Below are 24,392 nucleotides of genomic sequence, written 5' to 3' on the forward strand. Positions count from 1 at the left end.
GCTCTCCCCCCTCGCCCCCCCCGTCCTCGCTTCCCCCCCCCCCCCCCCCCCCCCCCCCCCCCCCCCCCCCCCGCTCCCACTCACCCACTGTCAGTGAATGATCCAGCTCAGCACCCACAATCCCAGCACCAGCCAGATGATGCCGAGTATGATCGAGGCACGCATGAAGGCACGGATGGCCGAGTACAGCAGCATCAAGCCAATGATCAGGGCCACGATGCTGACCAGCGAGGTGTCCATGCCCAGTGTACGTGCCAGGCCATCGATGAAGTTGCCACCGGCGTTGGCCAGCAGGTTGAACAACCCGCTCAAGCCATCGACGACAAAGCGGATCAGTGCCCCCAAGGCCTGGCCGAGCCACTCGAAAAAACCTTCTACATGCATAGTTGCTTCCTGATGATCGTGGCGGCGGTCTGCCGTTGCCAAACCTTTGGCTGTGTATTGGCCTGCTCAGTTCCCTGTCTGTCGCCAGCGACAAGGAGGCCTGATGCCCATCTTAGCTAAACGCCTCAAAGTCGTATCGGCTGTCGTGCTTTTGCTCTGCGCAGTGCTGTGGGGGGCTGACCGTCTGTGGCCTTTGCCGCTGCCAGCTGATGACCTGGCGCGGGTGGTGCTGGCCGAGGATGGCACACCCTTGTGGCGCTTCGCCGATGCCGACGGGGTCTGGCGGTATCCGGTCAGCGCCGATCAGGTGTCGCCGTATTATGTGCAGGCGCTGCTGACCTACGAGGATCGCTGGTTCTATCAGCACCCCGGGGTCAACCCGCTGGCCCTGGGCCGTGCCGCCTGGCAGAACCTGCGCGGCGGACGGGTGGTGTCGGGCGGTAGCACCCTGTCGATGCAGGTGGCGCGTCTGCTCGATCCGCATTCGCGCACCGTGCCGGGCAAGCTGCGTCAGTTGTGGCGCACCGCGCAACTGGAATGGCACTTGTCCAAGGCACAGATTCTGGAGATCTACCTCAATCGCGCACCCTTTGGCGGCACCTTACAGGGCGTGGCCGCCGCCAGCTGGGCTTACCTGGGCAAGTCGCCCCTGCATCTGACGCCGTCTGAAGCGGCGATGCTGGCGGTACTGCCGCAGGCACCGAGCCGGTTGCGTCCGGACCGTCATCCGGCACGCGCGCAGCTGGCCCGCGACAAAGTGCTCAAACGTCTGGCCGAGTATCAGGTATGGCCAGCGCAGCGGGTTGTCGAAGCGATGGAGGAGCCGCTGTTGCTGGCACCTCGTCAGGAGCCCGCTTTGGCACCGTTGCTGGCGCGGCGCTTGAACCGTCCGCACAGCCCGCCGCTGATTCGCACTACCCTCGATGCCTCATTGCAGCGGCGACTGGAAGACTTGCTGCTGGGCTGGCGCGCGCGCCTGCCCGAGCGTACGTCGGCAGCGATCCTGGTGGTGGAGGCACAGAACATGGCGGTGCGTGCGTACCTGGGATCAGTCGATCTGAATGATGAGCGTCGCTTCGGGCATGTTGACATGATCACCGCGCTGCGCTCTCCCGGTTCAACCCTCAAACCGTTTTTGTATGGCATGGCCATGGACGATGGCCTGATTCATTCCGAGTCCTTGCTGCAGGATGTGCCAAGGCGCTACGGCGATTATCGGCCCGGGAACTTCTCCATGGGCTTCAGCGGTCCGGTGGCAGCCAGCTCGGCCCTGGCGCTGTCGTTGAACCTGCCTGCGGTGCAGTTGCTCGAAGCCTACGGCCCCAAACGCTTTGCCGCGCAAATGCGCAACGGCGGTGTGCCGCTGACACTGCCACCGCTGGCCGAACCGAACCTGTCGTTGATTCTGGGCGGTGCCGGCAGTCGCCTGGAAGATCTGGTCGCAGGCTACGGGGCGCTGTCGCGTGGCGGGCTGAGCGCGCCGATGCGCTTGCAACCGGAGGCGCCGCTGCTCGAACGTCGGCTACTGTCGCCGGGCAGTGCCTGGATCATCCGGCGCATTCTCAGTGGTCAGGCACGGCCGGATCGTGATCCCCATGCCGAACTGGTACAGCGTCCGCAGCTGGCCTGGAAGACCGGCACCAGTTATGGCTTCCGCGATGCCTGGTCGATTGGCGTCGGGCCTCGTTATCTGATTGGCATCTGGATCGGTCGGCCCGATGGCACACCGGTACCGGGGCAGTTCGGCCTGGCGTCGGCAGCGCCGCTGATGGTGCAGGTGCATGATGTACTGAGCAACCGTGACAGCCAGCGAGGCATCGCCGTGCCGGTTGCCGCAGTACCGGACAATGTCGGGGTTGCCGCGATCTGCTGGCCGCTCGGGCAGCCGCTGGCCCGCCAGGATGCCAACTGTCGCCGCCAGCGGTTTGCCTGGACTCTGGATGGCACCACGCCGCCAACCTTGCAGGCGGCCGACCAGCCCTTGAGCGTCGGCTTGCGCGAAACGGTCTGGGTCAACGCGCGGGGAGAGCGGGTCGATGCCAGTTGCGCAGGGGCGCAAGCCCGCGAGATCGCTTTGTGGCCAGCGCCGCTGGAGCCCTGGCTGGCACGGGTGGAACGCCGCGAAGCGCGGCTGCCCAAGGTTGACCCGGATTGTCCACCACAGGTGCCGGCGAGTGCACCGCCGTTGTCCATCGTTGGTGTGCGCCAGGGTGATCAGTTGCGTCGTCCGGCGACCAGCAGCGAACCGTTGCGTCTTGAGGTTTCTGCGCTGGGCGGTAGTGGCCGGCGCTGGTGGTTTGTCAATGGCGCGCCGTTAGGCGAGTCGCTGGGACAGGAGCACTTGAGTGCCCGCTTCGAACAGGCCGGGCGTGTGGAATTGAGCGCGCTGGATGAGAGTGGGCAGACGGCTCGGGTCGAGTTTCAGGTCAATGATTGAGTGGGGTCGCTGTGCGACCCATCGCCGGCTTCGCCAGCTCCCACAGGGGTAGTGCAGGCTGATTCGGATTAGACGATAGGGCGGGCAGCACCTACGCTTGAGCCTGACGAGGGAGCCGTCCTGGTGCTCTTGTATCTGTCGGGATCATGGAGCGTCACATGCGTCCGTTGGCCGTCGCCATTCTCAGTCTTTCTTGGGCAAGCGGGCTGAGCGCCGAGCTTCTGCCGAATTTTCTCAATAGCAACGAAGTCGAGCGCAGCCTGCCCGCGCCAAACCTGCCTGCCGACAGCTATCGACCCTCCATGCCCGCTTTGCAAGTGGCCATACCAGCGCCGCAGTCGCCGCAATTGCCGACGAATACCCGGATCCTGCTGCACAAGGTGCGCTTCGAAGGCGGCACGATCTACCCGCTGAGCGACCTGCGGGACAATTACCAGGACCTGGTCAATCGCGAAATCACCCTGGGTGAGTTGATCGCCGCAACCCAGCGCCTGACCCGACGTTATCAGCAGGATGGCTACCTGTTGTCCTACGCCTATCTGCCACCACAGGACTTTGCCGATGGGCGGGTGCAGGTGGTGTTGGTCGAGGGCTACATTCGAGACTATGAACTGCAGGGTGATATTGGCCCCGCGTCGGCCTATCTGGACACGCTGGCGACCAGGCTCAAGGCCGAGCGCCCGCTCACGCGCAAGACGCTGGAGCGTTACACCGCACTGATGAGCCGCGTGCCCGGCGTCACGCTGCAGGCTCAGGTGTTGCCCGGTACTGCTGACGGAGCAAGTACCTTGATCGCCCAGGTCTCGCGCAAATCCGTCAGTGCAACGCTGAACCTGAGCGACGGCAGCCGGGCGGACTTCCAGGCGCTGCTGGGTGTCAGCAGCAATGCCCAGACTTCACTGGCCGAACAGCTGAGCTTCACTGCGCTGTTTCCACCCGGTGACGACCACGCGCACTACTATCGCCTGGATTACGCCCAGTATGTAGATGGCGAAGGCACCCAGCTTAACCTGTCAGCTGCGCGCTACCGCAGTGACCCCAGCGCGCTGGTGCGCCTGAACAATGGCATCGATCTCAGGCAGCATCGCGAAAACGACCGCTATTCGGTTGGTCTGAGCCAGACGCTGACGGCTGCCCCCAACGAATGGCTGAGTATCGCCGGACGTCTCTATGCGGTGAATGACAACACCGATTACGAAGCTGTCGGCTTGCCCCTCGAACTCAGCAGCCGGACCGACCTGCGTGCCGTGGCATTCGAAGGTGACTGGCGCCAGAGCGATGCCCGGCGCTTGCGCATCGTCAGTGCCGGTGCCTATCAAGGCATGGACTACCTGGGGGCGAACACCGACAGTGATATCGACCTGGACTTTCTGCGCCTGCGTGTGTCCGGGTTACAGAGCGACCGCTATTTCGACAGCTGGCAGGGCGTGGTTTCCGCAGTGTTGTACTGGAGCAACGACAGCTTGCCTGACAGCGAACGGGCGGTGTTCGGAGGCCAGACCTTTGGCCGTGGATATCCCAACGACCAGGCTTCGGGTGACAAGGGTTGGGGGGCAGCCTACGAGCTGAACTACAGCTTCGAGCCCGACGGCGACTGGCTCCAGCTGGTGCAGCCCTACGTGGTCGTGGACGCGGCGCGTAGCTGGTTCAACGAGCTGCAGGTGCGTGATTCACACCTGTCCTCGGCGGCGGTGGGGCTGCGGGTTGGCGATGCGCGTTATTTCAATATTTCCCTGGAAGCGGCAAAACCGATGGCGGATGTCGCGCTCGACAGCCTCAATCGGCAGCCGCGATTTACCTTGAGCTTCAGCGTGCAGCTGTAATCGCGGGGCTTGCCCCGCGATTGCGGTCAGTTCACCAGATGCAGGCGAGGTTTGGGAAAGAGGTTGTCGAGGGTTTCCAGCAGGCGAGTGTGATAGATCGGCTTGCGGAACAGGTCCAGCACCTGCAGGCGTAGCAGGTCACTGATGTCGTCCATGTCGGCATGGCCGGAGGTGACGATCACCGGCAAGTGCTGGCGGGCAGTGTGCTCACGCAGACGCTTGATCAATGAAATGCCACTTTCTTCCGGCATGCGCAGATCGGTGATCACCAGAGCCACGTCCGGGTGGCGGGTGAGCTGTTGCAGGGCGAGTTTCACCGAGGTGGCGGTGTAGCAGCAGAAACCCTCGCCCTCAAGCAGTTCAGCAAGTTCCAGCAACGCGTCCTCTTCGTCATCCACCAGGAGAATCTGTTGACGCAGGGAAGAGGTTGGCATGGTGTGTTTCCGGTACAGGTCAAAAGTCAGACAGTGCGGTTCATGCAACGCCACGCCAGGAATCAACTACCACCACCGCTACCACCGCCGCCGGTGCCTGTTTTACCTGCGTCTACCATGGACGCTTTGACCTTATCGAAGATCGAATAAACATTTGTCGAAATAGGCGTAATAAACGTAGTCAACACCGCCGCCACCATCGCCGCAGCAATCGCATACTCGATACCCGATGCGCCATCCTTGCGGTAGAAGAAATCTTTGACACTCCTGAGGATTCGGGAAACACGCATGGTACTTCTCCTGGCGCGCAAGGCGCAGATGGCAGGGGACTGTTCGATGATTCCCCTTTGCCACCACAGCATCGTCAACGCTTGAAAATCCAGCAAATGTAACAAAGCATTAATACTAAAGTGATAGTGGCTTATTGGCGCCAACAAGCCATTGTTTTCAGAGGGTGTCGGATATGCGACGGAAAATAATCTGACGGCTAATGGCGTTTTGACTTACCTGAACTACCTTCAAATAGCGAAATCGTTACTTCCGATGTCCATGGTGTCGGCGGGTTCACCGCCGGGTGCAAAGGATGAACAAGGGTTATAGGAAGGGCCGGCATGAGTAGTCGCATTACCATCATCCTCGCTGGCTTTTTTCTGATTGGTGCCCTGCTGGCTGGCTATTGGGGGCTGGTATTGAGCCGTCCTCCGGCTGAGCCGATCGCTGCTCCCGCCGCACCCGCGCCCACCCCGGCAGCGGTGCAGGTGGTGGAAAAGGCGGCAGATGAAGTGCGCAAACCGGTGGTGGTCCTGCGCCGTGATGTAGCCCCCTACACCCCGCTGACGGCCGATGACCTGCTGGTGGAACGCCTGCAAGTGGCACCTGCCGGGAGCTTTCAGACCCTCGAACAAGTGCTCGGGCGCAGCAGCTGGCGCCCTCTGAGCGCCGGCACCTGGCTTGAACCCGGCAGCTTTGAAAGCGGCGGCCCGCTGGCGCGCATGATCCGTCCCCATGAGCGCGCCCTGGCCCTGGCAATCGATGATGTGGTCGGGGCGGCAGGGCAGTTGAGCCCGGGCGACTACGTTGACGTATTGCTCTATCTGCGCGAAGAGAACAACAACCCACAGGCTTCCGCTCAAGTGGTGCTGCCCGCACTGCGACTGCTCAGTGTCGGCAAGCACCTGGGGTTGGGCAATGACGGCCAGCCCGTGGAGGCGGCACAGGATGAGAAATCCCGTCAGGACCAACAACGCGAGTCTGCTCGCACCGTAGTGTTGGCGGTACCCGAAGCATTGGCCAGCCGTCTGCTGCTCGCCGCCCAGGCCGGCAGTCTGCGTCTGGCCGTGCGCAGCGCCGAAGAAAAACGCCTGGCCCGCTATTGGGCCGACCCGCAAGGCAGCGGCCAAGAGGTGGACAACGCCAACCGCGAACTCTATCGCTTCAGTCAGTTGGCCCAGACGCCGGCCACTGTAGCTGTCGCCAGCTCAACGCCACGTCGTGGCATGGAAATCATCCGCGGAAATCAAGCCAGCCAACCCACTCCCTGACCAAGCAAGGATGCCCTTAAATGAGCAGTCGTTCCGTGCGGGTAATCAAGCAGTTGCTGTGGGTCGCCCTGTGGACGGGGACGACTGTATCCATGGCCCAGGCGGCCAGTAACGGTTGCGCAGCACTGGCACAATTGCCAGGCGTCATCGAGATCGATCAGGGCTTGCAGCAGGAGTTGCGCGCGCCGGTCAGCATTACCCGGGTAGCGGTGGGTGATGTGAAAATTGCCGACGTCCAGGCCAGCGGTGACCAAGCCATTGTGTTGACGGCGCTGAGCCCTGGCGCCACCAGCCTGATGCTGTGGACGGCCTGCTCCAGCAGCCCGCGCCAGGCCATGTTGTTTGTCAAAGGCGTGGCTACTGCAGACATGGCCGAGACCGCGCTGCCACCGTCGCAGGATCCGACGTTGCCTAGCCAGGTGCAGGCCGACATCCGCTTCGTCGAGGTCAACCGCACCAAGTTCAAGGAAGCCGGTGCACGGCTGTTCTTCAAAGGCTCGAACAACTCGCTGATCGGATCACCGGGGACAACCTTCAACACCATCGCCAGGCCGGGTCAGGTGGCTGACGTGATAGGCGGTGTGCCGCTTGACAACGATGTGTTCAACATCGTCTGGGGCGGTGGCAGCAGTCGCTTTCTAGCGGCGATCAATGCCCTGGAGAACAGCGGTTTTGCCTACACCCTGGCGCGTCCCAGCCTGGTGGTGCTCAGTGGCTTGACCGCCAGCTTCCTGGCCGGTGGCGAGATTCCCATTCCGGTACCCAGCAGCGGCAGCGACAGCGTGTCGATCGAGTACAAGGAGTTTGGTATCCGCCTGGCGCTGTCACCGACGGTGGTCAGCCGTGATCGCATCACCCTCAAGGTCGCGCCGGAAGTCAGCGAGCTGGATTTCGCCAATGCCGTGACCATCGCCGGCACCCGGGTGCCGGGGCTGACCGTGCGGCGCACCGATACCAGCATTTCACTGGCCGATGGTGAGAGCTTTGTCATCAGCGGTTTGATCAGCAGCACCACACGCTCGGCGGTGGACAAGTTTCCCGGGCTGGGCAACATACCGATCCTTGGCGCGTTTTTCCGCCAGTCGCAGCTCATGCGCGATGAAACCGAACTGTTGATGATCGTCACCCCGCACCTGGTGCAACCACTGGCAGCCAATGCGCAGTTGCCGACCCTGCCGGGTGAAGGATTGCGCAACTACGATCCGAGCTGGGGCCGACTGTTTTTCCTCGAGAACGGCGACTTCGAAGGTCGCAGCGGGTTATCCCAATGAGCGAAAGTTTGAGTCAGACTTTTCTCGCCATCACCCGCAACGATGGCGACCTGCAGTGGCTGCAAGGTGCATTGGCGCCGTTGGGGCAGGTGGTCGGTGCCGGCAGTGGCAGCCTTGATGAGCTGCTGGCGCTGGTCGATGTCACCTTTGCCAATCTGGTGTTCGTCGGCCTCGATCGTGATCACGTGGTCAACCAGTGCGCCATGATCGAAGGCGTGCTGGAAGCCAAGCCGATGCTGGCGATCGTTGCCCTCGGCGATGGCATGGACAACCAGCTGGTGCTCAACGCCATGCGAGCCGGCGCTCGTGATTTCGTTGCCTATGGCTCGCGTTCGAGCGAAGTGGCCGGGCTGGTACGGCGCCTGAGTAAACGCTTGCCACAAGTCACCAGCAACCCGAGCCTTGGTGGGCTGACCGTGCTGTACGGCGCGCAAAGTGCCGCCGATGGCGCGTTGCTCACCACCCATCTGGCACGGGTGGTGCAGAACAGCGGCCAGCAGACCTTGTTGCTCGACCTGGGCTTGCCGCGCGGCGATAGCCTGGCGTTGCTCGGCCTTGAGGCGTCATTTCATTTCAGTGATGCCCTGCGTCACCTGCGGCGTCTGGACAACACCCTGATCGACAGTGCCTTTACCCGCGACAGCTCCGGTTTGCGGCTGTTGGCCTACACCGAAGGCGACGAGCCACTGGAGCGTACCAGTGCGGCCGAGTTGTACATGTTGCTCAGCGCCTTGCGCCAGCACTTCCAGCACATCGTAGTGAACCTCACCGGGCAGGCTGACAGCGAGGCCTTGCGCACCTTTGTCAGCCATTGCGACAAACTGATCTGGTACACCGACCAGAACGTTCTGGACTGCCGACGCAATCTGGAAGTGCTGGCGATGTGGCGGGAAAAGGGCATGAAACTTGAGCACGCCAGCCTACTGGTCGACCGCTATCTCAAGGGCGTGGCGCCGGATTCAGAGGCGTTGGCCAAGCGCTATGGTTTGCCGCTGTTGGTGGTGTTGCCTTATAGCCCTGAAGTTCGTCTGAATGCCAAGAACCAGGGCCTGACCCTGTTCGAGCTCGCCCCGCGGGAAAACCTCACGCAACACCTCAAAGCGCTGGGTGAGCGCCTGGCCCGGCGCTCGGAACACAACAAACCTGTCGGTGGCACCTGGCTGAACCGGCTCTGGGGGCACAAATGAGCAGCGCCGACGAGCTGTTTGGTGGCGTACGCCATAACCTGGGCAACGATCCCCAGGCGCTCAAGCGTGCGTTGCACCGGTTTATCATCGATGCCATCGAGGACAGCGGTCGCAACTTGCTCGAGGGTTCGCGTCCGGCGCTGGCGCAATTTGTCATGGAGCAGGTGGGTGACTATATCGCCCGCCTGCACCTGGCCTTGTCACGCTATGAAATGGAGCGCCTGGCCGAAGAGATTGTCGATGAGTTGACCGGCTTCGGTCCTCTGGAAGTGCTGTTGCGCGATACCAGCGTCACCGAGATTCTGGTCAACGGCCCGCACCGGGTGTTCGTCGAGCGCGGCGGAGTGCTGCAACAGACCGACCTGCGCTTTATTGATGCGCATCATGTTGAGCGGGTCATGCAGCGCATTCTTGCGCCCTTGGGCCGGCGTCTGGATGAGTCGTCGCCGATGGTCGATGCGCGTATGCCCGATGGCAGCCGGGTCAATGCGATTATCCCGCCGGTGGCGCTGGACGGCCCTTGCCTGTCGATTCGAAAGTTTCGCAAGGACATGCTCAAGAGCGCCGACCTGCTGGCCATGCGCACCATCGATCACAACATTCTCGACTTTCTGCAACTGGCCGTGTCGCGGCGCTGCAACATTCTCGTCAGTGGCGGCACCGGTACCGGCAAGACCACCTTGCTCAACATCCTCAGCCAGTTGATCAGTCCACATGAGCGTCTGGTCAGCATCGAGGATGTCGCCGAACTGCAGTTGGACCATCCCCATGTGGTGCGTCTGGAAACCCGGCCGCCGAATGCCGAGGGGCATGGCGAAATCAAGTCCAGTGAGCTGATTCGCAATGCCCTGCGGATGCGTCCGGACCGCATCCTGCTCGGCGAGATTCGCGGTGTGGAAGTACTCGATGTACTGACCGCGATGAACACCGGGCACGATGGCTCGATGAGCACCGTGCACGCTAACACCGCCCAGGATGCCTTGCTGCGTCTGGAAACCCTGGTCGGCCTGACCGGACGGCAGGTAGCGGAAAAGACCCTGCGCCAGATGATCTGTGCTGCCCTCGATGTGGTCATTCAGCTGACCCGCCTGGCCGACGGCCGGCGTTGCGTCAGTGAGGTGCTGGAAGTGGTGGGTGTACGTGACGATGTGTATGTCACCAACACCTTGTTCCGCCTTGACCGGCGTAGCGGCGAGGGATTTTTGCGCGAGGCGCAGAACCCGGCAAGTGACAAACTGCGCCGCGAATTTTCCGAGCTTCAGCCATGATCGCTGTAGTGCTGGGGGTTATCTGCCTGGCGATGCTGGGCCTCTCCGTGCGCCTGTTCTATAGCGGCATGCGCAAGTCTGGCGCCGAGCGCACCCTGGAGCGACTTGGCCGGGTGCAGGACAGCTCACCGGTAGCGGCCAGTGGTCGTGACTGGCTGGACCGGCTGTTGCAGCGTGCCGGCCTGGAACGGCGCAATGATCGCCTGGTGTCGTGGCTGGCGCTATGGACACTGCTGTCGCTGCTGGTTGCGCTGGCAGTGGGGTGGCTGGCTGGCGCGGTCTTGCTGCTGGTAGGCCCGTTGCTGTTTCGCCTGTACTTGGGGTGGCGCTACCACCGTCGTGTGCGGCGCATGGTCGAGCAGTTGCCGGTACTGCTCGATCACACGGTACGCAGCCTCAAGTCCGGGCGGACCCTGAGCGACGCCGTGCTGGGGGCCATCGATGCCTCCCGCGAGCCGTTGCACGGCGCGATGCTGCGGGTGCGGCGCAACGTGCAGATGGGCATTGGCCTGGACGATGCCATGCAGGATCTGGCCGAACTCTATGATCAGGACGAGCTACGGTTGTTCGCCTTGGGTTTGCGTATCAATCATCGCTACGGAGGCAACGCCAGTGAGTTGCTGGAAAACCTGATCAAGCTGATCCGCGAGCGCGAACAGGGTGCCCGGCAGTTGCGCGCGATGACCGGTGAAACGCGCATGACCGCCTTTGTCCTGGGCTTGCTGCCGGTGGGTATGGCGGGCTATTTCCTGATCAGCAATCCGAAGTACTTGTTGACCATGTGGAACGACAGTAACGGTCAGTTCATGTTGTTGGGTGCGTTTGGCTTGCAGGTATTCGGCTGCCTGGCGCTGTGGCGCATGTTGCGGAGTATCTGAAATGGCCTTGATGCTCAGTGCAGTGATGTTCTTCGCCGCGTTCGTCTTGTTGCTCAGCCAGTTCATGCGCCAGCAGCGCAGACAGCGCCTGGTGGCGCGGCGTCTGCAAGGCCAGTTGAACAATGACAGCCGCCTGGGCAACTGGCTGCAGCATCTGGGCAGCAGCCCGGTGGCGCAACGCTTGCTGAACTACGACGGCGAAACCCGGCTGCTGCTCGATCGGCTCGGCTGGCGGCGTAGCCGTCAGCGTGCTTTGTTTGCTGCCTGTCAGGTCGGCGTGCCAGTGCTGGCTTTGGGCTTTGGCGTGCTGCTTGAAGAAACCTTCTACCGCGACAGCCAGAGCGCCTGGCTGGTGGTGCCGATGTGCGCATTGGGGGTTGGCTATCTGTTGCCCAAACGCCTGCTGGCAGTGGCGGCAGCCCGGCGTCAGCAACAGATCGTTCGTGAGGTGTCGACCTTCATTCCGTTGCTGCGCATTCTGTTCGAATCCGGGTTGGCGGTGGAGCAAGGTTTGCGGGTGTTGAGCAAGGAGTCGCAACAACTGCTGCCGGTGCTCAGTGAAGAGTTGCGCAGCATCCTCCTGCGCGTGGATTCCGGCCTGGCTTTGGCCCCCGAGCTGGATAAAACCGCGCAGTTGCTGGCGGTGGATGAATTCAGCGATACCTGCGTGATCCTTCAGCAGTTGCTCGCCCAGGGCGGCGGGGCGATGAAGTCACTGCTGGCGCTCAAGCAACTGCTCGACGATCGGCGTCTGACGCGGATGCAGGAGCGGGTATCGAAGATGTCCGGAAAGATGTCGATGGTGATGATGGTGTTTCTGTTTCCCGCCTTGCTGATCGTGCTGGCCGGTCCCGGCTTCACGGCATTGGCCAAGGCGATGGGCTCATGAATGGAGGTGCATGGATGAAAGCAGTCATGGTAGTCATGAGCCTGATCTTGCTTGGCGGTTGCGCCAGCGATGTGGGCGCACCCTGGCTGGCGCTGCCGGGCAGCAATGCCAGTTGCGCCAAGCCCGATTCAAGCCAGGAACTGGCGCTGAACATGGCCGACGAGATGCTCGGCGAAGGCCGCCCACATGCCAGTCTGGCGCACCTGGAGGCGCTGCCGGCGGACATGGCCCAGGTGCGCCTGCGCAAGGCCAAGGTGCTGCGGCTGCTCGGGCGCAGCGAGGCCGAACCGTTGTACCGCAGCCTGCTCGGCGGCTGTCTGGCTGCCGAGGCTGAGCACGGCCTGGGCCAGTTGTCGGCGGCTCGCGGCGATAATCTCCAGGCCCAGCGTCATCTTCTGCGGGCGGTGCGCCTGGCGCCGACCAACGAGAAAGTACGCAATGACCTGGGCGTGGTTTATCTCAACCAGGGCGATGTCGAACAGGCGCGTTTCGAGTTCCTGACGGCGATCGAGCTCAAGGACCACAACGCCCTGGCCGCCGTGAATCTGGTCAGTTTGCTGTTGTATCAGGACAAGTGGCAGCAAGCGGCCGACCTGGTGTCACGCTTCAATCTCAGCCCTGCCCAGTTCAGCGAGGCCCGCTCACGTGCCGAGCTGTTGAAGGCGCCAGGTAAGTCGAAACCGACGCGCGCCGACCAGGTGGCGGCGGTGCAGGAGCCAATCCCGACACTCAGACAACAGTGAGGTGTTTATGAAACCCGCATGGATACTACTGCTTGGCTTGAGTTCACTGCCGTTGACGGTCCTGGCAATTGAACCGGGGCCTTCATCCAAGGCGCAATCGGTCACCGAGGCCTGGTTGCAGATGCAGGCCCGTAACGAGCAGGCCTCGAAGATCCCGCAGACGGCCACGCCCAAGGAGCGCGAACAGAGCATGCAGCGCTGGCTGGATAGCTACAAATATGCAATCCCGGACTTCTACCGCTGGGAGGCGGTCGGTTCGTCCGACAAATAGACCGGTGGGCTGCAGCAGCGGCGCCGCTAGTGCGTCGTTGCGCGCAGATGCAGCGGCGAGTTGCCCGGTGACAAGGCCAGTGCCAGCTGCGTGCGGTTATGCATGTGGGTCAGGCGCAGTACCTGGGACACATAGAGTTTGACGGTGTTTTCGGTGATGCCCAGTTCACAGGCGATCTGGTAGTTGGTCTTGCCCTTGCTGACCAGGCGCGCCACTTCCAGTTGCCGCGGTGACAACTTTTCAAAAATGGCTGGAAGGCTGTCGTTGTCTACCTCGTTATCGACGTCGGTGGCGCGGCGTTGCGCGCCCAGGCCGCGGGCTTTTTCCAGGTCCTGGTAGAGGTCATCAATCGAATCGGCGAGGAACTGCAGTTTCTGGTTCAGGTTGCCCAGGTCCTGGAAGTTTTTCTGGCGCTCCTGCAGCGCTGCTTCCTGGCGTTGAACACCTTCGAGCAGTTCGTTCAGGTCCACGGGTTTCTGGTAGTAATCGGAAAAGCCTTCGCGCAGGGCCCTGATCACGTCCTGCTTGTCGGCGCGACCGGTGAGCATGATGGCCTCGAAAATTCGCTGTTGCCCGGCAATCACCTTGAGTGCCCTGAACAGCTCGATGCCATCGCACTCCGGCATGTGTAGATCGCACAGTACAAGGCCAATGGCGGTGTCAGAAGCAAAGCTTTCGATGGCCTGGGTGCTGGAGTAGCAGGGCACGCAGCGATAGCCGCTGCTTTGGAGAAACTCACACAACTCTTCAACGATCGGGGGTTGGTCATCCACCACCAACACCTTTACCTCACTGACGGTATTGTTCACGCGTTACTCCCTGCTTGAAGCTTCTTTCTCCTGGAGCCTGGCGTCTTTACATGGCCGCTGGCTCACTTGAAAGTAGTCTTACTTTGCAATTATGTACAAGTCTTGTACGACTTTTATGCCTGCCAGGGTGATTAATGAACCCACACTGCAGCCAGGATAAAGCCCGCCAGGATAAAGGGTGCAAAGGGTTGTTTTTTTGACGACTCTTCGGTCAGTTGTTTAAGTCGGTTTTTAACCTTCTGACTTAAAAGGGACCATAGCCAGCGACGGCTGGAGAGCCAGATCACTACGGCAATCCCGGCACCGATGAAGGTACCCAGGATATACATGCGATCAGTCGCCAACGCCAGCGCCGCGAGCAACTTCACATCACCGGCGCCGAAGCGGCCGAGCATGTAGCCGGGCAGTGTCAGGAGCATGACGATGGCCAGCGCCCAGCCGCCTTCGCTGGCATCGGCGCCGATCCAGGTGTGTCCGGTAATGAATAAGTAGCCCAGGGCGCAGGCTGCTGCGCCAAGGGTAAGGGTGTTGGCGATCTGGCGCTCACGCATATCTTGTTCAGCGCACAAGGCAAGCCACAACAACAGGACAATGCTTTGCATTGGCGAAATGCATCCCTTTGTGGTGAATGATTCTATGCTGTCAGTACGGTGTCACTGTCAGGGTAGACGCGATCATGAAAGCAAGCTTGGTCAGACGGCAAAAAGGCGCTGCGGCGCTGGAGTTCGTAGCAGTATTCGTGATCTTTTTTGCAGTGTTCTATGGTGTGGTCAGTTATGGCCTGCCCATGCTGATGTTGCAGTCATTCAACCAGGCCAGTAGCGAAGCGGTGCGCCGCTGCGTTGCGCTGGACCCCTCCAGCAAAAGTTACAGCGACGACGTCGAAAAGCTCGCCAAGACCGTGCTTGGCGAACAACTGGCGTGGATGCCCGGTTCGCTGGGCTTCAAGCTTGCCAGTGATACCAGCGTGACCCTGACACCGGGCCGGCTGTTAACCGTGAAAATCAACTACGCCAAAGCCAAGCTGACCACAGTGCTGCCGGTGCTCAATCTGCCGGTGATCGGTGAAGTGCCACGGCTGCCAACGAGCCTGAAGGCCGAAGCGAGCCTGCAACTTTGAGCGGCGGTCCACGCTTGTTCGGGCGTTGGCGCGGGCGTTCGACACCGGTCGCTGTTGAACCGGAGCCACCGGCCAATGTGTCCGCCGTGGGGTTGCAGCTGTGGCTGGATGACGGGGCCCGGGTGCAGCGTCTGGCCGGCCCGTTGCGTGCGGCGTTGGCCTTGCCGGCGCACAGCGATGCGCGGTTGCAGGACTACGTGCAGCCCTACAGTCTGCTGGTGCTCGAAGGCGAACCGATGGATTGGCAGGCGCTGCCTCTGGATCTGGATTTCAAGGCCGCCGGTGGCGGCACCCTGCATACCCGTGGCTGGTTGCTGGGCCAGCCCGGCAGCTGGCTGTTGCAGCTGTTCGATATTGGCGACCTGATGCAGCACCGACAGCAGTCACTGGGTGCAGAGCGTCAACGCCACCTGACCAGCCATCTGGCAGCAGAGTTGCGTGAGTGCAGTATCGAACGCCTTGGTCATGTGGCTCAGGAGCAGTTGCAATGGCTGGTACGACACTGGCGGGCCAACGGCGGGCGAGTTCTGTTGCAAGGGGAGCAGGGCTGGAAAACCTATGCCAGCAGCAGTGATCCATTACCCTGGCCGCGTGATGAACTGCTAGGACCGTTGCTGGATCGACTGGCGCCAGGGCAGATGGTCTCAAGTACCACGCATGCCGGTTTGCGCACATTGTTTCCGCAGGCCGAAACTTACCTGCTGCCTTATGCGCAGGGGCACATTGTCCAGGCCTGGTTGGTGTGTGTCGGGCCGCATGAAGCCCTGAGCGCAGCGGATGCACTCAGTGCCTGTGCCGCCTATGCCGAGCCGCTGGTCAGCCGCCTGGCCGCATTCGACCTGCAACAGCAGAATGAACGTCTGGACAGCCTGCAACTGCAACTGGGGGCGGGGTGGTGGCAGTGGCGACTGAGCGAGACAAGCCTGCGACTGGATCCGGGGCTGGCGGCCAGTCTGGGGATGCCGGCCCAATTGACCATCAGCCAGTGGCTGAGCCGCGTGCACCCGGCCGACCGGGAATCTGCACAGTTGGCCTTTGGCGAGCTGCAGCGCGATGGTTGTGCCTTGCACCTGAGCCTGCGTCTGCTCGACAGCAACCTGCCAGCCAATCCGCGCTGGTATCGCTTGTGTGGACAAGTGCGCGGTAGCGGTACGCAACGTCGCCTGCAAGGATTCATGCTCGACATCAGCGATATCAAAGGCCAGCAGTTGCAGGCCAGCGCCGCCCAGGCGCGCCTGGAAAACCTCATCGCCAGTTCGCCGGCAGTGATTTACATCCAGCGTTATGTCGAGGGCGCCTTGCAGGCCGAGTTCTTCAGTGCCAGCCTGCAACCGATGCTCGGCTGGGAGCAATCGGCTGATGCGCCGCTGCAGCCTGGTCAATGGGTTCACCCCGAGGACCAGGCGCTGTGGCTGGCGCGAACCCGGACTTTGTTGCGCGAAGGGCAGGTGCGCAGTCGTTATCGCTTGTGTGATCGTCACGGTGGTTATCACTGGGTGCTCGATGAGGCGCGCCTGCTGCGTGATGACCTCGGCCTGCCGGTGGAAGTGGTCGGCATCTGGCTGGACGTCACCGAGGCTACCGAAGCCGCCGAGCGCATGCGTGTCAGCGAAGAACGCTACCGGGTGCTGGTGGAGGACTCACCGGCGATGATTTGTCGCTACACCCCTGAGCTGAACCTGGTGTTCGGCAACCAGCCGCTGGCCGATTACCTGGAATGCTCGACCGCGCAATTACCCGGAATCAACCTGGGCCAGTGGATGTCGGCAACCCAGCGCCAGGCCTTCGTCGAGCGCCTGGCCGGGCTCAGTGTGGAGCAGCCGGTGAGCACTGCGGAAATCTGCCTGGAGCTGCCGGGACGCGAGCATGCCTGGTGGGTGTGGGCTGATCGGGGGTTGTTTGACGAGCAGGGGCGGCTGGTGGAAATCCAGGCTGTGGGCCGCGATAACACTCAGGTCAGGCGTACCCAGCAACAACTGATGCAAAGTGCCAAAATGGCCACCCTTGGCGAGATGGCTACCGGTCTTGCCCATGAGATCAACCAGCCGCTGAACGTGATGCGCATGGCCGTGGTCAACGCGCTCAAACGCCTGGAAAACGGCGATGTGCAGATTGATTACCTGCAAGACAAACTCAAGCGTATCGACGCCCAGGTACTGCGTGCCTCAAGGGTGGTGGATCATATGCGGGTGTTCGGACGCCGCTCGGCTGTCGAACAGCAGCTGTTCGATCCCTGGCAGGCGGTGGAGGGTGCCTTGTCATTGCTAGCTGATGGTTTGCGCGGCAAAGGCGTGGAGCTGCGGGTCGATACCGTACAGCAGCAACGCGCGGTGAGTGGTCATCAGGACCAGCTGGAACAGGTACTGATCAACCTGCTGGTCAATGCCCGTGACGCGTTGCTGGCACAGCGCGAACAGCATCGCGAGTTGCAGCCCTGGATCGCCTTGCGCATGCAAACGGATGAGCGCCAGGTGCGGTTGATGGTCGAGGACAACGGTGGCGGAATCGATCCGCGTCTGCTCGAACGCATTTTCGAGCCGTTCTTCACCACTAAACCGGTGGGCGTCGGCACCGGGCTCGGGCTGTCGGTCAGTTATGGAATCATTGAATCCATGGGCGGCTGCCTGAGTGTGCAGAACAGCGCCAAAGGGGCGCGGTTCACCATCGAGTTACCGACTCACAGTACCAGCTGAGCGCGGGAGCTGGAGCAGGTCATATTGGCGCCTACCTCGACCTTCACCAGGTCGATACCCAAGGTCTTCAACAAGGCATTGATCAAAGGGTCGACCAAGGGACTGAGCAGGTTTTCGATCAGCGGCTCAAGGATCGCTTTGACACCGTTGAGCACAGTGCCCGTCAACTCCAGTACGCTGCCCAGAATGTTGCCATTGAGTGGCTTGTAGGCATGCAGCTCAATGCCTGCAATGGTGGTGTTCAGGCTGCTGACGATGTTACTGGCCGTGGTCCCCAGGTAGGCCGGCGGCTGATTGATGTCGGGCGGCGTATGGTCGGTCGGCGCGAACTTCAGGTTGCTTGCCGGGTCGGTGGAATTGCTGCCCAGCAAGGGCGCGCTGACCTTCACACCGATACCGCCACCGCCAAAGGCCTTGCGTGCATCGCAGTAGCCAAGAATACCGAGGACGAACCGGCATTTCTGGGTACCGATATCAATCAGCGGAAATGGCGTGACCGCCCTTATGCCGTCGTTGAAGAAGTCATCTTTATTCTTGAATTGACCGACAGCCAAGTCCAATGCCGCGCTCTTGGTCTGGGCTGTGAGGGTTTTCTCGGGGGCGCAGGTGTAACCAGTGAGTTCGCTGGTGGCTTTTGTTACATGGATACCCACATCCAGACTGACGATGCCTGGCAGCAATTTTATGTCGCTGAAAGTGCATTCATTACCCAGCAGACAGGTCAAGGACTGCACGGTACCGGCCAGATTCAGGCTCAGCAGGTCGTTAAGAAGGTTGGTCAAGGGCGTGGCGAGGCTGGTTACTTTGTTGACCAGGTTGGCAATGGTTGTCAGCACCGGCAAATCCAGAGAGACCAGTGCCCGTACCTGCGACGTGTGCACCTTGATGGTGTCGGTTAGTGGGTTGCCGATGGCGGAAATCTGCTGGGGCTCGATGACCTTCAGGCGCACCTTGCCGTTGACCAACCCCAATACATTGATGGGCATTTCAACGATTGCCGCGCTGTTTTTGGTCGACAGCAGGATCACGCTTTGCACCAGATCGAGCAGTTGTACGGTAGCGTCAAGACCCGCTGTTGTCGTGCCGGTTTGCAGGTCGAGAATGTCGCCCAGGTACAGTTTTTGGGTGTCGTTGGCGCCGGCGGCAACCTTGCCCAGATTGGTCACGACTTCAACGGTGGCGCCGCCCTTCTGCAAGACCTTGACGGCGGCCTCGATCAGTTTGCTCGCGGTGGCGTCCGCGCGCAGCAACTGTTGATAGTCGCCCGCGTTCACGCCGACACCGATAGCCAACTGGTCCAGGTAACTGAGCAGGTTGATCTTGGTATCGGCTATGCCTTTCCAGCCCAGGAGGTCGAGCTGGACGTGGCCGCCAAGCGGGTCGAGCAATGCGTTGAGCAGGGCAGACTGGCGGGTATCGACTGTCGCCAGTGTGCTGCGAATACGCAACATGGCCTGGGGCGGCCTGGGGGTGGCGGCGATCGCGCTGGCGCTCAGGATCGTGGTGTCAGGTATCGGGTTGCCGTTGACCAGGGCCCACACACCTGCGGCAACACTGGTGGTGACCTGAGTAGTGGCAATCACCCGGATGGCTTCGTTGCGGGCGGCATCGACATTGAAGCGGCGCAAGCTGTTGGTTCCGGTCTGCAGAGCACCGCAGGTGGTTGCAAGGGTATGTCCGGCACCTTGCGCAAAGCCGTTGCGAACGGCAGCGGCACGCGCCAGGGAATCGGCGCTTGGGCCCACGCCCGAGCAGACCGCAGCCTGACCTGCCGCTTCCAGCGCCGCCATGTCAGCTACCCGCTGCAAGCGTCGCTGTTCCAGATACAGCCTGCTGCTATCGATCACCATCAGCATGAACAGCAGGCCCATGCCCAGGGTCAAGGCAGCCATCAGGCCTATGGCACCACGTTGCTTTGCCGGGAAACGAGAGGACACAAGCACTCCTTTGCCGGCGCATGGCCGTCAAACGCGGGGCAAGCCTGCTCCCACAGGGTGTAGGAGCGGGTTTGCCCCGCGTTTGAGTGTAGCTCCCGTAATGGCTATACGCCTTCAGTGTGGCGGATAGTTCGACAAGGCATTGGTCACGGTTTTCTGGATGGCATTGCTACGTTCTTCGGGGCTTGGCGGGTAGTTGTTCATAATTTGTTCAGCGCTGCCGCGCCACACCAGCTTGCCGTCCTTGCCGTCGAACATGTCGACCTGGATGGTCGCTACCTTGTAGTCGACGCTGCGGGTTTCGTTGTACATCGGCCCGCCCCAGTAGTTACCCCAGTAGCCTCCCCAGGCACCGCCATAGTTGGTGGTGATCTGCTGTTGGCGGTTCTCGACGATGAGGTAGGTCTGCACTTTCAGATCGCCGTTGCTACTGCCCTGAGCCGGGCGCAGGCCACGTTGATCAAGCTGGCCGGTGACGGCCTGGCGAATGCGCTGTTCGGTCAGGTCACTCTTGATCCGCGGATCGTCGGGGCGGTACTGCAACGCCGGTTCCTGCCAGACCCAGCTGCGGTAGGCAGCGAAGTCGCGGCTGGCGTCATAGTCCTGAGTTACGTTGTGGCTCTGGCAAGCACCCAGCAAAACCACGAGTGAAAGTAAAGCGAGACGGCACAACATGATGGATCTCCAATTGCCTTTAGCTGGGAGGATAGCCGTTGAGGGCCTTTTTCACTGATTCGCGCAGGGCATCCTCGCGTTCACCCTGGGAACCCTGGCTGGCGGTCTCGGCACTGGCGCTCCAGACGGCTTGACCGTCGCGGGCGTCATACAGGTCGACACGGACCACCATCACTTCGACTTCGTAGGTGCGTACCAGTGGAACGCTGGCATAAGCCCCATAGCCATTGTGGTAACGGCCGGCACTGCCATAAGTGCCGTAGCCGCCATAGGGGTAAGCACTATAGGGATAACCTCCGTAGGGATAAGCTCCGTAGGGGTAGTAATCGTCGCGCACCTGCTGCAGGCGGCGTTCCAGCTGTACGTTGGCGCTGACCAGCAGATCGCCGGCCTGGCCATTGCGCGCTGGGCGCAGGCCGCGTTGGTCGAGGGCGTTGCTGACCGCGTCGGCCAGTTGCGCAGGTTCAGCCAGGGCGCCGCCTTGCGGTAACTGGCCGTTTTGCCAGGCCCAGCTGCGGTAGCGACCAAAGTCCCTGGGGGGCGCAGGATATGCGCTGGCGTCGAAGGTGTTGGCCGCGTGCGGCGGGGCCGGTGGCAGCGGGCGGGAGCTGGCGACATAGGGGTTGGGGCTCTGGCAGCCTGCCAGGACCAGGCACACCAGACCCAGGGTCAAACGGTACGACATGTCACCCTCCCGGCGTGTTTCAGCGTGGTCGACAGATCCAGTGCAGGTAACGCCCGAGCCCGGCAAAGGCGGGATGGCGTCGGTGGGCCAGTTCCATTTCCAGCAGGTCGAGCAGCTCGGCCTTGGCCTGGAACTCACTCGGCATGTAGTCGTGAAACACCCGTACACCGCTCTCTGTTTCGACTTGCCACAGACCTTCAAGTTGCGCCCTGAGCGTGCGCGGATCAAGTGGTTTCTGCGGGGTCAGGCTCTGCTTTTCACCGGCCATGTCATCACGGCGCAATTTGCGGAAATGGCCCTTGAGCAGGTTGCGATACACCAGTGCATCGCGGTTGTAGAACGCCAGTGACAGCAGGCCGTCGCTGCGGGTCAACTGGTGCAGAACCGGCAGGATGGTTTCCGGTTCAGCCAACCATTCCAGCACCGCATGGCAGAGCACCAGATCGTAGGGTTCGGTCAGTTGTCCGAGCAGGTCCTGCCAGGGCGCCTGGATGAAGGTCGCCGGCTGGCCGGCTTCGGCAAACCGCGCGCGGGCGCCTTCGAGCATCGGCGCGGCGGGTTCGGCCAGGGTCACTTGGTGGCCACGTTCGGCCAGCCACAGGGCCATGTGCCCCAGGCCGGCACCGATATCCAGCACGCGCAAGGGGCGCTGCGGCAGGGCTTCGGCCAGATCAGCCTGGAGCACCGCCAGGCGGATAGCACCTTTGGCGCCACCGTAGATTTTCTCGGCAAAGCGTGTGGCCAGGGCATCGAAATGGCGGTCTTTCATCGCGCGAAACGCCTTTCGTTGTCGGCCAGTTTGGCGCGCACCACCTGCTCCATGTCCAGGCCCAGTTCGCTGCACAACTGCAACAGGTACAGCACTACATCGGCGACCTCCTGGCCAGCGTGCTGCAATTGCTCAGGTGAGAGCTGGCGAGATTGCTCTTCGTTCAGCCACTGGAAAATCTCCACCAGTTCGGCCATTTCAACACTGGCGGCCATGGCCAGGTTTTTCGGGCTGTGATAACCGCTCCAGTCGTTGTCGTCACGGATGCGGTGCAGGCGTTGGGTCAGTTCGTGCAGGTTCATCAAAGCTCTCCTCAAGCCGCATAGCTTCAGGTGCGCGCCTGCACAACGCAAGAGGGCCGTTTCAGTCCAGTGGTCGCCAGCTGCCGCGCATGTGGATCAGCTCGCCATGACCGTCCAGGCGCAGTTGGCCCTGGTCGGCGCTGGGGCTGGCGTTGAGGATCACTTCACTGGGCAGGCGCACGGGCTTGAGAAAACTCACCTCGAGCTCGTAACCGCTGGCCGGCAGATGGCCGCGCAAGGCCGCCAGGGTCATGGCCTTGCTCCACATGCCGTGGGCAATCGCGGTGGGGAAGCCGAACAGCTTGGCGCTGGCGGCGCTCAGGTGGATCGGGTTGTAGTCGCCGCAGACCTTGGCATAACGCCGACCGATATCGCTGTCGGCGTACCAGCGGGTCAACTCGTCCAGCGCTTCGCTGGCAGGTTCCGGGTTGGCGGCAGGCTCGCCGTTCAGCTTCAGGCCACGACAGAGCATGCGGCTGGTTTGCGACCAGAGCAGGCCGAGGCCGTCTTCGGCCTCGGTGATCATGTCGCAGGTGGCACCTTTCTCGTGCGGCTGCAGGTTATCCACATGCACCGAGAAGCGCAGGCGGCTGATGCCACCCAATGGGCGCACGACGCGGATGCTGTTGTGCAGATGGACCAGGCCGAGCAGCGGCAAGGGAAACGCCTTGTCGGTCAACAGTTGCAGCTGCAAGGCAAACGCCATTACGTGAGGGAAGGTGGGCGGCAGGCGTCCATCGTCGCTGAAATGACAGAGTTTGCGATACGCCTCAAGCTGCTTCGAATCGACCTCCAGATAGGCGCGCAAGCCGATGTCGGGCAGGGTATCGCCGCTGATCTTGCGCTTGCGTGCCGCGCGCAGGTAAAGGCTGGAAAGGGCTACGGTGTTGCTCAGGTCGTGCCAGTGTCGAGTCATGCTCAGGCCCCCATCACGGCCTGGCCGCAGACGCGCAGTACCTGGCCATTGACCGCGCCACTGCCAGGTTGCACCAGCCAGGCGATGGCTTCGGCAACATCCTGAGGCAGGCCGCCCTGACCCAGGGAACTCATGCGCCGTCCGGTTTCGCGCAGGGCGAAGGGGATGGCGGCGGTCATGCGGGTTTCGATAAAACCGGGGGCCACCGCATTGATAGTGCTGCCGTGCGCAGCCAATTTCGGCGCCCAGGCCTGGGCCAGGCCGATCATTCCGGCTTTGCTGGCGGCGTAGTTGGACTGGCCACGGTTACCGGCGATGCCGCTGATCGATGCCAGTAGCACGACGCGCGCATTGTCGTGCAGGGTGCCACTGTCGAACAGGGCCTGGGTCAACAGCTGCGGCGCCTTGAGATTGACGGCCAGCACCGAGTCCCAGTATTCCGGGGTCATGTTGGCCAGGGTCTTGTCGCGGGTGATGCCGGCGTTGTGGATGACGATGTCGATGCCTTCCGGCAGCCCTTCGATCAGTTGCGCCGCAGCGTCGGCTGCGCAGATATCCAGGGGCAGGCTGCGTCCGCCCAGGCGTGCGGCCAGGGCTTCAAGATCGGTCTTGGCCTGAGGTACATCGAGCAACACAACCTCGGCGCCATCACGGGCCAGGGTTTCGGCAATGGCCGCGCCGATGCCGCGTGCGGCCCCGGTGACCAGGGCTTTGCGCCCGGCCAAGGGCCGGGTCCAGTCCTGAACCTGAGCCGGACAGGCTTCCAGGCGCAGGACCTGACCGGAAACGAAGGCGCTCTTGGGCGAGAGGAAAAAGCGCAAGGCCCCTTCAAGCTGGTCTTCGGCGTCATCGCTGACGTACAGCAACTGCAGGGTGCCGCCAGCGCGCAGTTCTTTGGCCAGCGAGCGGCTGAAACCTTCCAGGGCGCGTTGGGTTACCTGGGCCAGCGGATCATCGAGCTGCTCCGGTGCGCGGCCAAGGATCACTATATGTGCACAGGGCTCCAGGCTGCGCAGCAGCGGCTGGAAGAATTCGCGCAGCTGCTTGAGCTGGTCGATGTCATCCAGCTCGCTGGCGTCGAAGACCACTGCCTTGAGCTTGCTGCCTAAACCCGCGACCCATTCCTTCACGCTCAGGTCGGGACTGGCAAAGCTGTAGACATCATCGGTCAGGCGTTGGGCAAAGGCCTCGACTTTGTTTGCCAATGGCCCACCACCGAGCAGCAACGCGCCTTCCACAGGCCGCAGGCGCCCGGCTTGCCAACGTTCCAGATGAGCAGGACTGGGCAGACCGGCGGCACCGACCAGACGGCGGCCGAAGCCCGAGTTGGCGAAGTCGATATAACGGTCGCTCATGTGCG

24 protein-coding genes are annotated in these 24,392 nt (G+C 62.0%); 12 read left to right on the forward strand and 12 right to left on the reverse strand.

Annotated elements, in window-relative coordinates; genetic code table 11:
- Positions 1-90: 90 nt before the first annotated feature.
- Positions 91-384, reverse strand: coding sequence for a hypothetical protein (locus ACO6VD_RS17355; protein WP_038615042.1), 294 nt, complete (start codon positions 382-384; stop codon positions 91-93).
- A gap of 103 nt (positions 385-487) precedes the next feature.
- Here ACO6VD_RS17355 and pbpC point away from each other — a divergent pair, with 103 nt between their 5' ends.
- Positions 488-2,821 (forward strand): peptidoglycan glycosyltransferase PbpC, encoded by a 2,334-nt coding sequence (gene pbpC, locus ACO6VD_RS17360; RefSeq protein WP_422420841.1) that lies wholly within the window; start codon positions 488-490, stop codon positions 2,819-2,821.
- 158 nt (positions 2,822-2,979) lie between these two features.
- Entirely contained in the window at positions 2,980-4,644 is a 1,665-nt protein-coding gene (locus tag ACO6VD_RS17365; RefSeq protein ID WP_422420843.1) for a ShlB/FhaC/HecB family hemolysin secretion/activation protein, read from the forward strand.
- Between the two features lie 26 nt (positions 4,645-4,670).
- On the opposite strand, the gene ACO6VD_RS17370 is transcribed toward ACO6VD_RS17365, so the two are convergent.
- Together ACO6VD_RS17370 and ACO6VD_RS17375 are read right to left on the reverse strand one after the other, a co-directional pair.
- Positions 4,671-5,078: a response regulator gene (locus ACO6VD_RS17370; protein WP_400172578.1), complete on the reverse strand. Its 408-nt coding sequence runs from the start codon at positions 5,076-5,078 to the stop codon at positions 4,671-4,673.
- Positions 5,079-5,140: 62 nt separating this feature from the next.
- Positions 5,141-5,368: a Flp family type IVb pilin gene (locus ACO6VD_RS17375; RefSeq protein WP_422420845.1), complete on the reverse strand. Its 228-nt coding sequence runs from the start codon at positions 5,366-5,368 to the stop codon at positions 5,141-5,143.
- A 321-nt stretch (positions 5,369-5,689) separates the two neighbouring features.
- Here ACO6VD_RS17375 and cpaB point away from each other — a divergent pair, with 321 nt between their 5' ends.
- From cpaB to ACO6VD_RS17415, 8 genes are read left to right on the forward strand one after another with little or no spacing between them, the layout of a single operon-like run.
- Complete coding sequence (gene cpaB / locus ACO6VD_RS17380; protein ID WP_422420847.1) at positions 5,690-6,619, forward strand: Flp pilus assembly protein CpaB; 930 nt, start codon at positions 5,690-5,692, stop codon at positions 6,617-6,619.
- A gap of 20 nt (positions 6,620-6,639) precedes the next feature.
- Positions 6,640-7,890 carry a type II and III secretion system protein family protein gene (locus ACO6VD_RS17385; protein WP_422420848.1) on the forward strand — a complete coding sequence of 417 codons (1,251 nt, stop codon included), beginning with the start codon at positions 6,640-6,642 and terminating at the stop codon, positions 7,888-7,890.
- Entirely contained in the window at positions 7,887-9,077 is a 1,191-nt protein-coding gene (locus ACO6VD_RS17390) for a pilus assembly protein (protein ID WP_422420849.1), read from the forward strand. Before ACO6VD_RS17385 ends, ACO6VD_RS17390 begins: the two co-directional genes overlap by 4 nt.
- A complete protein-coding gene (locus ACO6VD_RS17395; protein ID WP_422420850.1) occupies positions 9,074-10,345 on the forward strand; it encodes a CpaF family protein in 1,272 nt (423 codons plus the stop codon). Before ACO6VD_RS17390 ends, ACO6VD_RS17395 begins: the two co-directional genes overlap by 4 nt.
- Positions 10,342-11,223 (forward strand): type II secretion system F family protein, encoded by an 882-nt coding sequence (locus ACO6VD_RS17400; protein ID WP_422420852.1) that lies wholly within the window; start codon positions 10,342-10,344, stop codon positions 11,221-11,223. Before ACO6VD_RS17395 ends, ACO6VD_RS17400 begins: the two co-directional genes overlap by 4 nt.
- Position 11,224: 1 nt before the next feature.
- On the forward strand, positions 11,225-12,112 hold the full coding sequence (locus tag ACO6VD_RS17405) for a type II secretion system F family protein (RefSeq protein WP_422420854.1): 888 nt from the start codon (positions 11,225-11,227) through the stop codon (positions 12,110-12,112).
- Positions 12,113-12,126: 14 nt separating this feature from the next.
- Positions 12,127-12,855: a tetratricopeptide repeat protein gene (locus ACO6VD_RS17410; RefSeq protein WP_422420856.1), complete on the forward strand. Its 729-nt coding sequence runs from the start codon at positions 12,127-12,129 to the stop codon at positions 12,853-12,855.
- Positions 12,856-12,862: 7 nt separating this feature from the next.
- Positions 12,863-13,126 carry a DUF3613 domain-containing protein gene (locus tag ACO6VD_RS17415; RefSeq protein ID WP_422420858.1) on the forward strand — a complete coding sequence of 88 codons (264 nt, stop codon included), beginning with the start codon at positions 12,863-12,865 and terminating at the stop codon, positions 13,124-13,126.
- A 26-nt stretch (positions 13,127-13,152) separates the two neighbouring features.
- On the opposite strand, the gene ACO6VD_RS17420 is transcribed toward ACO6VD_RS17415, so the two are convergent.
- Both ACO6VD_RS17420 and ACO6VD_RS17425 read right to left on the reverse strand, forming a co-directional pair.
- Complete coding sequence (locus tag ACO6VD_RS17420) at positions 13,153-13,935, reverse strand: response regulator transcription factor (RefSeq protein WP_422420860.1); 783 nt, start codon at positions 13,933-13,935, stop codon at positions 13,153-13,155.
- Positions 13,936-14,066: 131 nt separating this feature from the next.
- Positions 14,067-14,537 (reverse strand): prepilin peptidase, encoded by a 471-nt coding sequence (locus ACO6VD_RS17425; RefSeq protein ID WP_400172587.1) that lies wholly within the window; start codon positions 14,535-14,537, stop codon positions 14,067-14,069.
- Between the two features lie 74 nt (positions 14,538-14,611).
- Here ACO6VD_RS17425 and ACO6VD_RS17430 point away from each other — a divergent pair, with 74 nt between their 5' ends.
- Both ACO6VD_RS17430 and ACO6VD_RS17435 read left to right on the forward strand, forming a co-directional pair.
- Positions 14,612-15,055: a TadE/TadG family type IV pilus assembly protein gene (locus ACO6VD_RS17430; RefSeq protein WP_422420862.1), complete on the forward strand. Its 444-nt coding sequence runs from the start codon at positions 14,612-14,614 to the stop codon at positions 15,053-15,055.
- Positions 15,052-17,748: an ATP-binding protein gene (locus ACO6VD_RS17435; RefSeq protein ID WP_422420865.1), complete on the forward strand. Its 2,697-nt coding sequence runs from the start codon at positions 15,052-15,054 to the stop codon at positions 17,746-17,748. The genes ACO6VD_RS17430 and ACO6VD_RS17435 overlap by 4 nt, the downstream gene beginning before the upstream one ends.
- On the opposite strand, the gene ACO6VD_RS17440 is transcribed toward ACO6VD_RS17435, so the two are convergent.
- From ACO6VD_RS17440 to ACO6VD_RS17470, 7 genes are all read right to left on the reverse strand, one after another.
- The gene (locus ACO6VD_RS17440) at positions 17,733-19,685 is read right to left on the reverse strand and encodes a pilus assembly protein TadG-related protein (RefSeq protein ID WP_422420867.1); all 1,953 of its coding nucleotides are present in this window, start codon (positions 19,683-19,685) and stop codon (positions 17,733-17,735) included. The genes ACO6VD_RS17435 and ACO6VD_RS17440 overlap by 16 nt on opposite strands.
- Positions 19,686-19,799: 114 nt before the next feature.
- Positions 19,800-20,360 (reverse strand): DUF4136 domain-containing protein, encoded by a 561-nt coding sequence (locus ACO6VD_RS17445; protein ID WP_422420869.1) that lies wholly within the window; start codon positions 20,358-20,360, stop codon positions 19,800-19,802.
- Between the two features lie 19 nt (positions 20,361-20,379).
- Positions 20,380-21,045, reverse strand: a complete 666-nt coding sequence (locus tag ACO6VD_RS17450) for a DUF4136 domain-containing protein (protein WP_422420871.1) — start codon at positions 21,043-21,045, stop codon at positions 20,380-20,382.
- A gap of 19 nt (positions 21,046-21,064) precedes the next feature.
- Positions 21,065-21,814: a methyltransferase domain-containing protein gene (locus tag ACO6VD_RS17455; protein WP_422420872.1), complete on the reverse strand. Its 750-nt coding sequence runs from the start codon at positions 21,812-21,814 to the stop codon at positions 21,065-21,067.
- Positions 21,811-22,116 carry a nucleotide pyrophosphohydrolase gene (locus ACO6VD_RS17460; protein WP_422420873.1) on the reverse strand — a complete coding sequence of 102 codons (306 nt, stop codon included), beginning with the start codon at positions 22,114-22,116 and terminating at the stop codon, positions 21,811-21,813. Before ACO6VD_RS17460 ends, ACO6VD_RS17455 begins: the two co-directional genes overlap by 4 nt.
- Positions 22,117-22,177: 61 nt before the next feature.
- A complete protein-coding gene (locus ACO6VD_RS17465) occupies positions 22,178-23,032 on the reverse strand; it encodes a MaoC family dehydratase (RefSeq protein WP_422420874.1) in 855 nt (284 codons plus the stop codon).
- Between the two features lie 2 nt (positions 23,033-23,034).
- Entirely contained in the window at positions 23,035-24,387 is a 1,353-nt protein-coding gene (locus tag ACO6VD_RS17470; protein WP_422420875.1) for a 3-oxoacyl-ACP reductase, read from the reverse strand.
- Positions 24,388-24,392: the final 5 nt, after the last annotated feature.

It is taken from the genome of Pseudomonas sp. GZD-222 (assembly GCF_049310525.1).
Lineage (GTDB): Bacteria > Pseudomonadota > Gammaproteobacteria > Pseudomonadales > Pseudomonadaceae > Aquipseudomonas.

Bases quoted from the DNA above. Each gene is read 5' to 3' on its own strand.
- cpaB (WP_422420847.1), top strand. From the start codon at position 5,690: ATGAGTAGTCGCATTACCATCATCCTCGCTGGCTTTTTTCTGATTGGT.
- ACO6VD_RS17470 (WP_422420875.1), bottom strand. From the start codon at position 24,387: ATGAGCGACCGTTATATCGACTTCGCCAACTCGGGCTTCGGCCGCCGT.
- ACO6VD_RS17375 (WP_422420845.1), bottom strand. From the start codon at position 5,368: ATGCGTGTTTCCCGAATCCTCAGGAGTGTCAAAGATTTCTTCTACCGC.
- ACO6VD_RS17445 (WP_422420869.1), bottom strand. From the start codon at position 20,360: ATGTTGTGCCGTCTCGCTTTACTTTCACTCGTGGTTTTGCTGGGTGCT.
- ACO6VD_RS17390 (WP_422420849.1), top strand. From the start codon at position 7,887: ATGAGCGAAAGTTTGAGTCAGACTTTTCTCGCCATCACCCGCAACGAT.
- ACO6VD_RS17395 (WP_422420850.1), top strand. From the start codon at position 9,074: ATGAGCAGCGCCGACGAGCTGTTTGGTGGCGTACGCCATAACCTGGGC.
- ACO6VD_RS17385 (WP_422420848.1), top strand. From the start codon at position 6,640: ATGAGCAGTCGTTCCGTGCGGGTAATCAAGCAGTTGCTGTGGGTCGCC.
- ACO6VD_RS17355 (WP_038615042.1), bottom strand. From the start codon at position 384: ATGCATGTAGAAGGTTTTTTCGAGTGGCTCGGCCAGGCCTTGGGGGCA.
- ACO6VD_RS17460 (WP_422420873.1), bottom strand. From the start codon at position 22,116: ATGAACCTGCACGAACTGACCCAACGCCTGCACCGCATCCGTGACGAC.
- ACO6VD_RS17405 (WP_422420854.1), top strand. From the start codon at position 11,225: ATGGCCTTGATGCTCAGTGCAGTGATGTTCTTCGCCGCGTTCGTCTTG.
- ACO6VD_RS17410 (WP_422420856.1), top strand. From the start codon at position 12,127: ATGAAAGCAGTCATGGTAGTCATGAGCCTGATCTTGCTTGGCGGTTGC.
- ACO6VD_RS17400 (WP_422420852.1), top strand. From the start codon at position 10,342: ATGATCGCTGTAGTGCTGGGGGTTATCTGCCTGGCGATGCTGGGCCTC.
- ACO6VD_RS17455 (WP_422420872.1), bottom strand. From the start codon at position 21,814: ATGAAAGACCGCCATTTCGATGCCCTGGCCACACGCTTTGCCGAGAAA.
- ACO6VD_RS17450 (WP_422420871.1), bottom strand. From the start codon at position 21,045: ATGTCGTACCGTTTGACCCTGGGTCTGGTGTGCCTGGTCCTGGCAGGC.
- pbpC (WP_422420841.1), top strand. From the start codon at position 488: ATGCCCATCTTAGCTAAACGCCTCAAAGTCGTATCGGCTGTCGTGCTT.
- ACO6VD_RS17415 (WP_422420858.1), top strand. From the start codon at position 12,863: ATGAAACCCGCATGGATACTACTGCTTGGCTTGAGTTCACTGCCGTTG.
- ACO6VD_RS17365 (WP_422420843.1), top strand. From the start codon at position 2,980: ATGCGTCCGTTGGCCGTCGCCATTCTCAGTCTTTCTTGGGCAAGCGGG.
- ACO6VD_RS17430 (WP_422420862.1), top strand. From the start codon at position 14,612: ATGAAAGCAAGCTTGGTCAGACGGCAAAAAGGCGCTGCGGCGCTGGAG.
- ACO6VD_RS17465 (WP_422420874.1), bottom strand. From the start codon at position 23,032: ATGACTCGACACTGGCACGACCTGAGCAACACCGTAGCCCTTTCCAGC.
- ACO6VD_RS17370 (WP_400172578.1), bottom strand. From the start codon at position 5,078: ATGCCAACCTCTTCCCTGCGTCAACAGATTCTCCTGGTGGATGACGAA.
- ACO6VD_RS17425 (WP_400172587.1), bottom strand. From the start codon at position 14,537: ATGCAAAGCATTGTCCTGTTGTTGTGGCTTGCCTTGTGCGCTGAACAA.